The 13185-nt window shown below is 68.7% G+C and carries 15 protein-coding genes; 4 read left to right on the top strand and 11 right to left on the bottom strand.

Annotated features, from left to right (window positions below; all coding sequences use genetic code 11):
* Positions 1–47: 47 nt before the first annotated feature.
* The 9 genes from ABD655_RS15950 to ABD655_RS15910 all read right to left on the bottom strand — a co-directional run bounded on the left by ABD655_RS15950 (position 48) and on the right by ABD655_RS15910 (position 9096).
* Positions 48–1172 (bottom strand): CaiB/BaiF CoA transferase family protein, encoded by a 1125-nt coding sequence (locus ABD655_RS15950; protein WP_344715464.1) that lies wholly within the window; start codon positions 1170–1172, stop codon positions 48–50.
* Positions 1169–2356, bottom strand: a complete 1188-nt coding sequence (locus tag ABD655_RS15945; RefSeq protein ID WP_344715462.1) for a mandelate racemase/muconate lactonizing enzyme family protein — start codon at positions 2354–2356, stop codon at positions 1169–1171. Before ABD655_RS15945 ends, ABD655_RS15950 begins: the two co-directional genes overlap by 4 nt.
* Positions 2353–3600, bottom strand: coding sequence for a CaiB/BaiF CoA transferase family protein (locus ABD655_RS15940; protein ID WP_344715460.1), 1248 nt, complete (start codon positions 3598–3600; stop codon positions 2353–2355). Before ABD655_RS15940 ends, ABD655_RS15945 begins: the two co-directional genes overlap by 4 nt.
* Positions 3597–4811, bottom strand: coding sequence for an acyl-CoA dehydrogenase family protein (locus ABD655_RS15935; protein WP_344715459.1), 1215 nt, complete (start codon positions 4809–4811; stop codon positions 3597–3599). The genes ABD655_RS15940 and ABD655_RS15935 overlap by 4 nt, the downstream gene beginning before the upstream one ends.
* 302 nt (positions 4812–5113) lie before the next feature.
* A complete protein-coding gene (locus tag ABD655_RS15930; RefSeq protein WP_344715458.1) occupies positions 5114–5389 on the bottom strand; it encodes a hypothetical protein in 276 nt (91 codons plus the stop codon).
* 51 nt (positions 5390–5440) lie between these two features.
* The gene (locus ABD655_RS15925; protein WP_344715456.1) at positions 5441–5773 is read right to left on the bottom strand and encodes a TraR/DksA family transcriptional regulator; all 333 of its coding nucleotides are present in this window, start codon (positions 5771–5773) and stop codon (positions 5441–5443) included.
* 364 nt (positions 5774–6137) lie between these two features.
* Positions 6138–7079: a diacylglycerol/lipid kinase family protein gene (locus tag ABD655_RS15920; RefSeq protein WP_344715454.1), complete on the bottom strand. Its 942-nt coding sequence runs from the start codon at positions 7077–7079 to the stop codon at positions 6138–6140.
* Positions 7076–8602: a phytoene desaturase family protein gene (locus ABD655_RS15915; RefSeq protein ID WP_344715452.1), complete on the bottom strand. Its 1527-nt coding sequence runs from the start codon at positions 8600–8602 to the stop codon at positions 7076–7078. The genes ABD655_RS15920 and ABD655_RS15915 overlap by 4 nt, the downstream gene beginning before the upstream one ends.
* The gene (locus tag ABD655_RS15910; RefSeq protein ID WP_344715450.1) at positions 8599–9096 is read right to left on the bottom strand and encodes an SRPBCC family protein; all 498 of its coding nucleotides are present in this window, start codon (positions 9094–9096) and stop codon (positions 8599–8601) included. The genes ABD655_RS15915 and ABD655_RS15910 overlap by 4 nt, the downstream gene beginning before the upstream one ends.
* Before the next feature lie 215 nt (positions 9097–9311).
* On the opposite strand from ABD655_RS15910, the gene ABD655_RS15905 reads away from it, so the two are divergent.
* Both ABD655_RS15905 and ABD655_RS15900 read left to right on the top strand, forming a co-directional pair.
* Positions 9312–9530, top strand: a complete 219-nt coding sequence (locus ABD655_RS15905) for a three-helix bundle dimerization domain-containing protein (RefSeq protein WP_344715449.1) — start codon at positions 9312–9314, stop codon at positions 9528–9530.
* A gap of 159 nt (positions 9531–9689) precedes the next feature.
* Positions 9690–9950, top strand: a complete 261-nt coding sequence (locus ABD655_RS15900) for a hypothetical protein (RefSeq protein WP_344715446.1) — start codon at positions 9690–9692, stop codon at positions 9948–9950.
* A 128-nt stretch (positions 9951–10078) separates the two neighbouring features.
* On the opposite strand, the gene ABD655_RS15895 is transcribed toward ABD655_RS15900, so the two are convergent.
* Both ABD655_RS15895 and ABD655_RS15890 read right to left on the bottom strand, forming a co-directional pair.
* Positions 10079–10804 (bottom strand): DUF72 domain-containing protein, encoded by a 726-nt coding sequence (locus ABD655_RS15895; RefSeq protein WP_344715444.1) that lies wholly within the window; start codon positions 10802–10804, stop codon positions 10079–10081.
* Between the two features lie 9 nt (positions 10805–10813).
* Entirely contained in the window at positions 10814–11311 is a 498-nt protein-coding gene (locus ABD655_RS15890; RefSeq protein WP_344715441.1) for a GNAT family N-acetyltransferase, read from the bottom strand.
* 244 nt (positions 11312–11555) lie between these two features.
* On the opposite strand from ABD655_RS15890, the gene ABD655_RS15885 reads away from it, so the two are divergent.
* Both ABD655_RS15885 and ABD655_RS15880 read left to right on the top strand, forming a co-directional pair.
* On the top strand, positions 11556–12281 hold the full coding sequence (locus ABD655_RS15885; protein ID WP_344715438.1) for a histidine phosphatase family protein: 726 nt from the start codon (positions 11556–11558) through the stop codon (positions 12279–12281).
* On the top strand, positions 12265–13107 hold the full coding sequence (locus tag ABD655_RS15880; protein WP_344715435.1) for an NAD(P)H-hydrate dehydratase: 843 nt from the start codon (positions 12265–12267) through the stop codon (positions 13105–13107). The genes ABD655_RS15885 and ABD655_RS15880 overlap by 17 nt, the downstream gene beginning before the upstream one ends.
* Positions 13108–13185: the final 78 nt, after the last annotated feature.

Genomic DNA, 13185 nt, shown 5'->3' with positions numbered 1-13185 from the left:
TAAGACAGGCGAGCTGGTTTGTTCAGGCGGGCGAGCGGGGGTAGGTGTCAGTTGTGCGCGGACCACGCGGCGATGGCGTCGGCGGCGGGGACCGCATCCGGGATGGCGGGCGCGTCCGGGCGTCCTGCAGCAGTGCGGCTGAATCGGGGCGCGGGCGCGGGTTCGTAGGCGCCGTCGCGTTCGATGAACGTGCCGCGCGCGGCCAGCTGGGGCGCGGTGGGCGCTTCGGTCATGGACAGGACCGGGGACACGCACGCGTCGGTGTCAGCGAAATGAGCTGCCCAGTCGTCGCGGGTGCCGGTGCGGAACGCCGCCGCGAGCCGCTCTCGCAGTTCCGGCCAGCGCTTCTCATCCCACTGCCCTGGGAGATCTCCGGGCGCGAACCCCAGTCCTGCTTCCAGCTGCGCGAAGAACGGCGGCTCGAGGGCGGCGACGGCGACGTGCCGGCCGTCGGCGGTCTCGTAGACGTCGATGAACGGCGCTCCGGAGTCGATCAGGTTCGTTCCGCGCTCGTCACGCCACGCCCCGCCGGCCAAGAGCGAGTACGGCGAGGCCATGAGGTGCGAGACTCCGTCGACGATCGCCGCGTCGACGACCTGCCCGATCCCCGAGCGCTGCGTCTCCCACAGCGCGGCGAGGGTGCCCGCGATGAGGTACATGGCGCCTCCGCCGAAGTCTCCCACGAGGCTCAACGGCAGCTGCGGGGGACCATCGGCGCGGCCGACGGCATGCAGTGCGCCGGTCTGGGCGATGTAGCTCGGGTCGTGACCGGCCCGCTGTGCGAGCGGCCCGTCCTGACCCCAGCCCGTCATCCGGCCGATCACGAGGCGCGGGTTGCGCTCGAGCAGCACGTCCGGACCGAGCCCGAGACGCTCGAGCACGCCGGGGCGATACGAGTCGAGAATCACATCGGCTTGCTCGGCCAATGCCCGCACCAGCTCGGCGCCGTCCTCGGTCTTGAGATCGACCGTGACCCGCTGCTTGCCGCGTTGGAGCGTGTCGAACTTCGCGTCGATCGGCATCTGGAACGCACCGTGGGCACGGTCGATCCGCAGCACGCTCGCGCCCAGGTCGGCGAAGAACATGCCGGCGAAGGGCACGGGACCGATGCCGCCGAGCTCGATGATTCTGAGCCCCGCAAGCGGTCCCGAACGTACTGTCGGAACGCTCACACGAAAACCCGGGTCTCGTCGCGGACGTGACGCATCTCGCTGCCGAACGTGCCGTTCGCCGCGATGAACTCCTCGTTGAGATCTATCCCATAGCCGGGGCCCTCGTTGGGATACAGGACGCCGTCCTTGAAGACGGGAACCTGCTGGGCGATGTCGGCGGTGATCTTCTGCTCGGCGTTCTCGAACTGGTTGTTGATGATGAGCGGGCCGAGGTTCTCATGCGTGAACTGCGAGGCCCATTGATTCGACATCATCAGATGCGCCGACGGACTCGCCTCGAGCCCGGAGCCGATCATGCACCCGCTCATCACGGGAAGATCAGCCAGACGCGCCAGCGTCAGCCAGCGCTGTGCCTTCACCAGCCCGCCGACCTTCTGCAGCTTGATGAAGAGGCCGTCGGCTGCGCGGCGGTCGATGATCTCTTTGAGGTGGTGCAGCTCCTGCGCCGACTCATCGGCGAAGATCGGGGTCCCTACACGCTCGCGGAGGCGGGCAAGACCCTCGATATCCCAGTGGGGCAGGGGCTGCTCGACGCAGTACAGGCCGAACTCATCGAGCTTGCGGATCGTGTGCAGCGCCTGGTCGTAGTTCCAGAAGCCGTTGATGTCGATCACGAGGCGCATGTCATCGCCGATCGCTTCGCGCACCGCCCGAACGTTGCGGACGTCCTGCGCTTCGTCGCCGCCGCTCTTGATCTTGATGAGCGAGAAACCGTTCGAGACCGCGCGAAGCGCCTGATCGACGAGGAACTCCTCGGTTCCGGCGCCCGCGACCCAGCCCTGCTTGGATCCGTCCGTGGTCTTGCCGCCGAGCAGCTCGTACACCGGAAGGCCGGCGATTTTGCCCTTCAGATCGTGCAGCGCGAAGTCGACGAGCGACTTGGCCTGGTTGTTGTCGCGCACGAACGTGTCCATCTGGCCGACGATCTTCTCAATCGCCAGGGGGTTCTGGCCGATGAGGAATCGGGGCGCGATGTGCTTCTCGATGATGGCCATGATGGAGTCCGGCGTTTCGCCCCGGTACCAGGTGGAGGTGTCGCCGCTATCGCCGATACCGACCTCGCCGGTGTCGGTCGTCACGCGCATGACAACGCTGTGGATGTGCGTGATCTCGGTGCCGGGCATGTGGAACGGCACGACCAGCGGGGTCGACACCGGGATGAGTTCGACGTCTGTGATCTTCATCGATATTCCTTCGTCAGTTCTTGTTCGGATGAGAAACATGCCGCTCCGGCCCCGACCAGTGCGTCCTGCTGTGCATCGTCGTAGCCGGCCTCGGTGAGGATCTCGGCGGTGTGCTCCCCCAGCAGCGGTGCGCGATGGCGCACCTGACCGGGCGTGCGGGTGAGTTTGGCGACGGGTCCCGTCACGCGGGACGTGCGCCCCGTGCGGGGGTTGTCGACTTCGGGGAGCATGCCGCGGATGGCGAAGTGCGGGTTCGCGAAGATCGCCTCGGCATCCAGCACGGGGGCGAGGGGAACCTTGCCCCCGAGCAGCTCGACGAGTTCGGCGACGGTGTGCTCGCCCACCCAGCCCTCGACGACGGCGTAGACCGCGTCACGGTTGATCCAGCGGTTGTTGTCGCTGTTGAACCGCGGGTCCACGACCAGGTCCGGGCGCTCCATGATCGTGCAGAGCTTCGCCCACTGCGCGTCATGCGGTGCGCCCAGGGCGATCTCGCCGTCCTTGGCGCGCACCGTGTTGAACGGCGCAAAGCCCTGCAGCGCATTCCCCATGGGCTGCGGGGAGGCGCCTGTGGCATCGAACACGTTCACGACGATCTCGCTCACGGCCAGCACGGCGTCGGTCATCGCGGTGTCGACGTACTGACCCTTGCCGGAGGACTTGGCCTCGAACAGGGCCATCACCGTCCCGAGCGCGGCGAACAGACCGGGGACGGTATCGCCGATACCCGATCCGACCCGCACCCGCGTGTCTGCATCCGGGCCGGTGATGCTCATCAGGCCGCCCATCGCCTGCGCGATGATGTCGAATGCGGGCCACTCGCTGTACGGGCTTTCGCCGCCACGCTTGTCGCCAAAGCCGCGGATGGACGTGTAGACCAGACGGGGGTTGATCTCGGCGAGCGTCTCGTAGCTCAGCCCCAAACGCTCCATGACACCGGCGCTGAAGTTCTCCACCAGGGCGTCGGCGCTGCGAACCAGTTCGATCAGCACGTCCCGTCCTTCGGGCGTCTTGAGATCGAGGACGATCGAGCGCTTGTTCCGGTTGGCGTTCTGGAAGACGTTGCCGAAGTCGTGGTGCTCATCATCCGCGGCGAACGGGCCGGTCCGACGGATCATGTCGCCGCGCGGTGGCTCGACCTTGACCACGTCGGCGCCGTAGTCGGCGAGGATCGAGGTGCAGTACGGGCCCGACAGGGCTTGTGTGAGGTCGACCACGCGCACGCCGACGAGGGGCCCGGTCACTGGGTGTACTCCCGTCCGATGAGGGAGCGGGCGATGATCAGCTTCTGGATCTGGGGAGTCCCCTCGCCGATCTCCAGTCCGGACACGTCCCGGAACATCGACTGCAGGGGCAGCTCCTCGGAGTAGCCGCTGTGCCCGTGGGCGATGATGCAGTCGTGGATCGCTGCGAGCGAGACCTCCGTGGCGTACCACTTGACCATGGCAGCTTCGGTGGTGTGCCGCTTGCCCTGGTCGGCCAGCGACAGGGCGCGGTAGGTGAGCCACCGAGCCGCTTCGAGCTTGGTGGCGTGCTCGGCGATGGGAAAGCTGACGCCCTGGTAGGCGGCGATCGGCTTGCCGAAGGTGTTGCGGATGCGGGAGTACTCGATGGTCATGTCCAGCGCCTTGCGGGCCACACCGGTGGACATGAATCCGATCACCGAACGGGTGTAGTCGAACTCGCCCATGACCATCCGGAAAGCTCCGCCGACGTCGGCCAGCACCATCTCGTCCGGGACGAAGACATCGTCCATGAAGACAGCCGAGCGACCCAGCGGTTTCCACCCGGGATCGTCGAACTGCTGCACCTCGATGCCCGGCGCGTCGAACGGCACGAGGAAGCAGGTGATGCCGCCGCGGTGTTCCTGGCCGCTCGCGTCGACGAACGGCTCCGCCTTAGCGAGGGTGATGATGCCCTTGGCATGCGGCGCGAACGTGATGGAGGTCTTCTCGCCGGAGAGCTTCCAGCCGCCCTCGGCCCGGATCGCCTTCATCCGCATCGCCGAGGCGTCGGACCCGCTGCCGGGCTCCGTCAGGCCGAACGCGACGATGTGCTCTCCGGCCACGATGCCGGGGACCCATTCGGATGCCAGGTGCGGGGGGAGGAATCTCTCCAGCAGAGGGGCCGTGAAGTTGCACGTGTATGCGATCTGTGCGAGGTAGAAGTTCGCGTAGGCGAGCTCCTCGTGCGCGATTCCGAGGTGGACCTTCGTCAGCTCCCCACTCAACCGGCCCATCCCGCCGTACTCCTCAGATGTGCCCAGGCCGAGCAGGCCCTGGGCGCCCATCGCCTGCGCGAGTTGCCAGGGGAACTCGGTGCCCCGGGCGATCTCGAGGTAGCTGTCGGCGTGGGACGCGGCGAACTCGCGAACCCACGCGGCGAAGTCCTCGTACTCCTCGCAGAATGCAACCGGGGGAGTGAGCGTGGCGGCGGTGGTGGTAAGGGACAACATGGCCTCCTCTTCGAGACGTTCTGGTCGCTGCGGCAACAGCGCCGAAACTCAGGTTCGCATCGTGGATTCATATGCACTAACGCGAAAATCATGAGTCGCTCTGAAGGAAGTCTTCATATGTCCGTCGCATCGGGCGCGCCGAGGCGTGGCGAGACAGCGCTCGAGAAAGCGCCGGTGAGCAGTACGCCCAACCGGGATGGCGTAGGCGCCGCCGACGTGGAGAACGCCGCAGCCCCGCCGCCGCCCGCCGGCATCGCCGAAGGGCGGCCGGACGACGTCTGTTCGTCGCCCGGCGCGTGCCCTTACCCCGCCAGCGGCGGGAAGTGCGGGATCGGGCGTGGTCGTTCTGTCCGCTGGCCGTCCAATTCGTAGACAGTCGCCTCGGTCGCGCGCAACGCCTGCTCGAATGTGGCGAAATCCTGCTGCCCGCTGCGCTGGCGCAGCCAGAGGAGGGTCACGTGACCGTTCTTCTTCTCCGCGAAGGCGATGATGCGGCTGGGGTCGCTCTGCGGCAATGCGCCGTCACATAGGCGCCAGCAGTCATCATCCACCCGCGTCAGCTCGATGCGTCCGTACATGCTGTAGGTCATCTCAGCCTCACGCTCCGGTGGTGCTGTCGTGGGTTCAGCTCACGAATTGTCGACGTCGTTCTGGCAGGCGACGCACGTCTCTCCGTAGGGGAGCACCTCGAGGCGGCCGGCCACGATCGCGTTGCCGCACCGGACGCACCGTCCGTACGTGCCGTCCGCCAGTCGTTCCAAGGCGGCCTGGATCCGACCCACCACCTTGCGGGTCGCAGCCGTGGTGGCCCACGCGACGGGGTCGATGTTCGGCGCGGCGCGGGGTGCGAGGTCGCTGATCAGCTCTTCGCGCTCCCGCAGCTGCTGTTCCAGCGATCGGCGGATCGCCGGCACGTCGAGCTCGGGGGCGGGGCTGGATACGGATGAATTGTCGGTCAGCATGACCTCTCCTCAGGTATAAAAAAAGGCGCCGCAGATGCGACGCGCTGGATAGCCGGATGGGCCGTGGATGACACGGGATCAGGGCAGAGCGCGGAGCGGCGGGCGGAGGGGCGATGCGCCTCCGTCGAGGATCATCCGGGGCGGAAGAACCTCGTGCCGGGCTCCGGCGATATCCATGGCTCGTACCACCACGGTGGCGTCGTCAGGACGCTCCCGGGTGCACGAAGTGACAGCCATGGACATAGCCTCACCATAGCCCGGACCTGGAAAAAGGCAAGTCACCGGCATTTTTCATCGAGCGGATGCCGCCGCCTACGCCGCCGCACTCCGGCGCACGCACGCCTCAAGCCATCGGCGGACCCTGTCAGCGCAGACGGATCGCGGCGGGCTGGAGCGACACCGTGAAGGATCGTGTCTCGCCGATCTCCTCCCCGTCGATCTCGAAGGCCCGCGCTTCGGGGAGAGTCACCTCGAGCTTCTTCGCGCGGCCGTGATTGACCGAGTCGGTGTTGGTGAGCTGATCCTTCTGGAGGATGAGCCGCTTCAAGGTGTTGTCCCAGATCATCGTCTTGAGCGTGCCTGCCCACTGGGCGAAGCCCTCCGCACTGAGCACGAGGTAGTTGAGCTCGCCATCCGCCGGATCGGCGTCCGGAAGCAGGGTCAGACCGCCCTGGATCATGCCGCAGTTCGCGATGAGCAGGGTGTGACCGTCTTCGTTGCGACCGGGCTGCCCGTCCGTGGTGATGTGGAAGGGGACGACTTCGCTCGCGGCCAGGGCACGGCCGAGCGACTCGACATACGCGAGCCATCCCGCCTTGTCCTTCAGATCGTCATCGGTCTCCGCCAGCATGTGCGCGTCGATCCCGAACCCGACCATGACGACGAAGGCGTGGCGCTCCGTGCCGCCGGTGAGCTCGATGTCGACCCAGCCGACATCGAGCGGACGCGGATCGCCCGTGAGCGCCTGGGCGAATGCCGCGGGCACGTCGTTGATGGGCACGTCGAAGTTCCTGGCGAGAAGGTTTCCGGTGCCCAGCGGCACGATCGCCAGGTCGACGTCGGCGGACACCTCAGCGAGCTGCTGGGCCACGGCGCGCACCGTGCCGTCGCCGCCCGCGACGATGATCAGCTCGGCGCCCGCGGCCAGCGCTTCGCTCGTGGCTCCCTGGCCGGGGTCCTCTGCCGTGGTCTCCCACCACCCGATTTCGCCCGGGGCCGACTCTCGGCCGGCCGCGGCGAGCCCGGCTTCCAGCGTCTCTCGATCCGTCTTGGTCGGGTTCCAGATGACGGCGGTCTGCACACTCACGATGGCTCTTCTCGGGTCGATGGTCGGGGGTCGATGATCTGACCGTCGCGCGGCGACAGGTCGGGCAGGGCGCGGGTTCCGAACTCATGGCGCAGCGCGCTGAGCGCGGCGTGCCACCCGCCCAATCCGTGTACGCCCGGTCCAGGGGCGACCGATGCCGAGGCGAGGTACACCCCGTGAACCGGCGTGCGCCACGGGTCGGAACGGAGCACGGGTCTGCGAATGAGCTGCGCGAGCGACGGGGCACCGGCGGCGATGTCGCCGCCGACGTAGTTCGGGTTGTGAGCCTGCACCTGGACGGCGGTCCGCGAACTCGTGGCGAGGATGGTGTCGCGAAAGCCCGGTGCGAAGCGCTCGATCTGGCCGATGACGGCCTCCCGCCGGTCCTGCGGGCTGCCGGCCGGAACGTGGGTGTACGCCCACAGGGTGTGCCGCCCGGCCGGTGCGCGGGTGGAGTCGAACAGCGACTGCTGTGCCGCCAGCACGTAGGGCCGATCGGGTAGACGCCCGCGGTTGACCTGGTTCTCGGCATCCGCGATCTCGGCGCGCGTGCCGCCCACGTGCACCGTGCCCGCCGCACGCAGCTCGCCGTTCGCCCACGGCACCGGGTCGCTGAGCGCGAAGTCGACCTTGGCGACGCCGCCTCCGTATCGGAAGCGCTGGAGGGCGCGGCGGTACAGCGGCGGCATCCGTGACGCCGCCATCCGCAGAAAAGCGCGAGGGGTGACATCGAGCAGGATGACCCGCGCGCTCGGCAGCTCTTCGAGAGATCGCACATCGTGGCCGGTGACCACCTCGCCGCCGTGCGCGCGCAGGTCCTCGACCATCGCGTCGACGATCGCCTGGCTTCCGCCGACCGGGATCGGCCAACCCCGGGCGTGCGCGTACGCGCCCAACGCCAGGCCGGCGCCGGCAGCGGCGATGCTCGGCTGCGGCAGGATCGTGTGCGCGGCGACGCCGGTAAGGAGGGCCGGTGCGACCTCCTCGCGGAAACGGGCGTTCCACGCGAGGGTGCCCTGTTCCAGAGAGCTCACGCCGAGCGCGATCGCCGTGAGCGGATCGCGCGGGACGCGCAGGAGCGACGAACCGGTGAACTCGGCGATCTCCGCGGCGCGCTCCACGAGGGGGCGCATCAGGCGTGCGTATGCAGGGCCGTCCGGACCGAGTCCTGCGCTGGTGCGTTCCAGGTCTCGGTAGGCGATTCCGGCGCGACCGCCGTCGAGCGGGTGCCCGAACGAGATGTCCGGCGTCGCGAACCGCACCCGGTTCTGCAGTCCGAACTCACGGAAGAAGCGCGATTCGAATGCGAGAGGGTGAATCGCGGAACAGACATCGGAGAGGAAGCCGGGCAGCGTCAGCTCGCGGGTCGCCGCGCCGCCGCCGGGCCGCTCATCGCGTTCGTATACCCGCACGTGCAGGCCCGCGCGCGCGAGGGTGACCGCCGCGGCCAACCCATTGGGTCCGGCGCCGACGACGACGGCGTCCCACGCCGCCCCGCCCCTTCTCGACCGGCCACTGCTCACGAGGTCGAGGCCTCGTCGCTTCCCATCTCGTGCTCGGCCGTCGTCGCGCGCGATTGCGCCTCTGCTCTGCCCTCCGCGAGGTAGGCGAGGCGGTGGAGTGTCTCTTCGTTGCGCCAGTGCAGTCCGAGATCCAGCAGCGGCGCGGGGACGAATCGACCGGGGCCGGCTACTGCCTCCTCCTGTATGCGGACCACGGTGGACTCGCCACGCTGCTTGATGTCCAGCGTCACGCGCGCCTCGCCGATGGGCCAGCCACGCGCCCGCATCACCATCCGGCGAGGGGGGTCGTACTCCTCGACGAGCGTCGCGTCGTTGATCAGCAGCGGCCACACGCCGAACGAGTGATGCAGGCGAGAGCCCACCCGCGGCCAGGACGCGTCGACCTCGCGCATGCGCGACGCTCCGACGACCCAGGACGGAAAGAGCCATCCGTCGCCCAGCACCTCGAAGACGTCCTCGGGCGCACAGCGCAGAATCCTCACGTTGCGAGACATCGCTGCATCCTTCCGTCCATGACATCCACTATCCGGGTTCGTCGGTCTTTCCGCTGGGGCTGGCCAGGAGCCCGCCGACACGCTACGGGAGCGAGTGTGCGTGCCCCGCGCCCATTGCCTGCCTCCACTTACCGGAGTAGCGTGTTCGGCAGTTGCCCCAGACCTTGGTCGCGTTTCTTGTCGCCGACGTCGCGAATGCGCGGACTGGGAGTCTGATGGAGCTTCGCAGTGGGTCCCCTGAGGACGCCGAGGAGATCGCCATCGTGATCGAGCGGCTTGCGATGCGCTTTCCCGATGTCCCGCTGGTCGAAGTGGCCGAGATCACTCGCGAGGTCCACATCGCGCTGACCGGGCGCCCGATCCGGCGATACGTTCCTGTGTTCGTCGAGCGCGACGCCCGTGACCGTCTGCGGGAGCGCGCGCGGCACGGCTGAGGCACTGCACAAGCCAGGTCCTCCGAGGTCTTCCACCCCCCACTTCCGTGACCTCGGAGGGCCGCCCTTTGTCAAGGCCTTCCCGGCCGAGGTCGGGATGCGCCTGAATGGACGAAGGCGGTGCCGCACGGCCGATCATGAGCAGAGGGGCAGGACCCGATGGAGTCAGCGAACGAGCAGCGCGAGGGCGCGCGATCGGCGGGGACGCCGCGGAGCGAAGATCCTCCGACCGTGGCGACGGATGCCGCAACCGTCGTCGATGAGATGACCGACGACGAGAAGCGGCGCGATCAGTTGCTGCGCGCCGCCGGGTCGACCGAGCAGGACGCGGCTCCGAGGATCGATGTGACCAAGCGGGACGGCGTGACGCGCATCGACATCGTCCCCGACGCCGTGGTGCGCCCTGGCTCCCCCGACTGAGCCCTCATAGCGAGCCCCCGCTGCCGAGGGTGCACGTCCCCGCGGCCGAGGGTGCACGTCCCCGCGGCCGAGGGTGCACGTCCCCTCACCGAGGGTGCACGTCCCCGCTGCCGAGGGTGCACGTCCCCTCACCGAGCCAGCGCGCCGCGCAGGCCGCGCGCGTCGCGGACCGCGTTCCCGCCGCCGTCGTTGTTGAAAAAGGCGTAGACCTGATGACCCTGCGCCTCCCACTCGCGAATCCGGTCCGCCCACCACGCGATCTCGTCGTCTGAGTAGGAGCCGGCGTACAGGTGCGCGGTGTCCGGCCCGTGCAGGCGGATGTACACGAGGCGGGCCGTCGCGCGCAGAATGCACGGCAGGCCGGCGCCGCTCATCACGCAATACGCCGCACTACGCCGCTCGAGCAGGGAGAAGACGGCCTCATCGTTCCAGGACGGATGCCGCAGCTCGACCGCCGGACGCATCCATTCGGGTACGTGCGCCAGGAACCAGTCCAGGCGCTCATCGTCCCGCTGCATCGTCGGCGGCAGCTGCACGAGCAGCGGGCCGCGGCGCCCGGCGAGCTCATGAAGGCCGGCGGTCATCCGCTCCAGCCACTCCTCGGGCTGGAACAGGCGTCGGGCGTGCGTCAGACTGCGGGGGGCCTTCACCGTCAGCTCGAAGCCCTCGGGCAGTCGTCCGCGCCACGATGCGAAGGTCTTCGGCGGCGGCCAGCGGTAGAAGCTCGCGTTCAGCTCCACCGTGTCGAACGCGCGCACGTAGTGGGCCAGCCGGTCGCGGGGCGGAAGGCGCGGCGGGTAGAGCACGCCCTCCCAGTGGTCGTAGCTCCAGCCGGACGTGCCGACACGCGCCATCGCGTCCCCTCACCGTGCGCGCAGGCGCTTCCGCATGAACACCTGCGCCGTGCCGTCGCCTTCGTCGACGCGCTCCGTCTGCGCGTACCCGCACCGCTCGTAGAGCCGGATGTTGGCTTCGCTGAGACTGCCGGTGAACAGTTCGGCCTCGGTGGCCCGAGAATGCGCTTCGGCCGTTTCGAGGAGCCGCTGCCCGATGCCCGCGCCCTGCATGTCGGGCGCGATCGCGATGCGGCCGATCAGGAGCACCCCGTCCGCTTCGCGCGTGCGGATCGCGCCGACCAGGCGGCCGTCGACGCGCGCGACCCAGCCGCCGGCATCCTGAAGTTCGGCCTCGAGCTCCTCGAGAGTCTGGACGAGTGGAGGCATGTCGGGATCGCCGTAGATCAGCGCCTCCGAGACGAACGCGGCGCGCTGGATCGTCAGCACCTCGCCGGCGTCTTCCGGACTGATGCGAGTGAGGACGACGTCCTGCGCGGGTTCGGAGCCGCGTGACTGCGCAGTCACCGGGGCTCGGGGGCCTGGTCATCGTCGTCAGGACGAGGCGGTGCAGACGTGACATTCGACACGATCGATTCCTCCCGTTTCGTGCGATCACTGTATTCCGCAGCGCGGCGGCGCCGAACGGGCTTGACCGCCCTCCCTGCGCACGCTAATCGCTCGGATGCCGCACGCCGGCGTCGGCATCACCGCCCGGGGTGGCGCTTGTCAAGCTCTGTCGTCGCCGAATCCGGGCACGTAGCCTGACGCGATGACAGTGACGGAACTGTGGCTGGTGCGGCACGGTGAGAGCATCGCGAACACGGCCGCGACCCGAGCCGAGCTCGAGGGACTCGAGGTGATCCCGATCGACATCCGAGACGCCGATGTTCCGCTCTCTCGCACCGGCCGAGATCAGGCCGCGGCGCTGCGCACGTGGGTCGGCGAACACCGCTCCGCGCTGGACGCGTTCTGGGTCTCGCCGTACCTTCGTGCGCGCGAGACACTGGCGATCGCGCTGGGCGGCAATGCGGTGGATGCCGCGATCGACGTCGACGAGCGGCTCCGCGACCGCGAACTCGGAATCCTGGATCTGCTCACCACCCGCGGGGTGGCCACGCGGCATCCCGAAGAGGCTGCGCGTCGACGTCACCTGGGCAAGTTCTATCACCGGCCGCCGGGCGGGGAGTCCTGGGCGGACGTCGCGCTCCGACTGCGGTCCTTTCTCGGTGATGCCCTCTCCCGTCCTGCGCAGAGTGCTCTGGTCGTCGCGCACGATGCGGTCGTCATGCTCCTGCTCTACCTCCTGCTGCCGATGGAAGAGGCGGAGCTGCTCGAATTCGCGGCATCCCACACCGTCCTGAACGCCTCCGTCACGCACCTCGTTCGCGTCGAATCGGGATGGCGGCTCGTCGAATTCTCGGCCGTGGATCACCTGACCCGCGAGGGCGCCGCGGTGACCGTGCACCCGGGGAGCCCTGATGTCCACCCCGAGTGAACGCGTCACGCGAGAGCTGCTTCGCGAGTGGGGGCTGCCCGACCCGGGGGGCTCGAAGAAGTCGCGCGGACGGGTGATGGTGGTCGGCGGCTCGCGCCGTTCGCCCGGTGCGGTCGTGCTCGCCGGTGAAGCCGCACTGCGAGTCGGCGCCGGGCGGCTGGGACTTGCCGTACCGGCATCCGTCGAGGGTCAGCTCGGTGTCGTTCTGCCCGAAGCCGCCGTCTTCTCGCTTCCGCAGCACGCGTCCGACCCCATCGCCGAGCCCGCCCGCGGCGAGCTCGAAGCGGCGGATGCGGTGCTCGTGGGTCCCGGATTCGACAACGGCGACGAGACGAGATCGACGCTGCTCGCCGTCGCCGACACCGGTGTCGGGTGCGTGGTCCTGGACGCGTACGGGCTGGGGGTTCTGGCCGACGTCCCCCGCGAGCGCCTGCCCCGCGCACTGATTCTCAACCCCAACGAGGAGGAGGCGGCGATCCTCCTCGACCGCGACCTGGGCGATGACCGCGAATCCGACCTCCTCGAGATCGCGCGGCGGTTCGACGCCGTCGTCAACTGCTACGGCGTCATCGCCGACCCGCAGGGTGCCACGTGGCAGGTGCCGGCCGGAGGACCGGGACTCGGCACATCCGGCAGCGGTGACGTGCTGGCCGGCGCGATCACCGGTTTCGCGGCACGTGGCCTCGACCCGTCGCGCGCGGCGGTATGGGGCAGCTGGGTGCACGCGCGCGCGGGCGATGCGCTGACCGAACGGCTCGGCATCGGCTTTCTCGCCCGCGATCTACCTGCCGCGCTCACCGCGTCGATCAAGGACGTTCTGGGTTGAGAGGGCGTCCCGGACGCAGAACAGCGCGTTGTCAACCCCCGTTCCGACTTCGTCCTGCCTGACGCACAATGGAGGTGT

The sequence above is a fragment of the Microbacterium terregens genome (assembly GCF_039534975.1).
Taxonomy (GTDB): domain Bacteria; phylum Actinomycetota; class Actinomycetes; order Actinomycetales; family Microbacteriaceae; genus Microbacterium; species Microbacterium terregens.
This window is presented reverse-complemented; position numbering and strand designations above follow the sequence as displayed.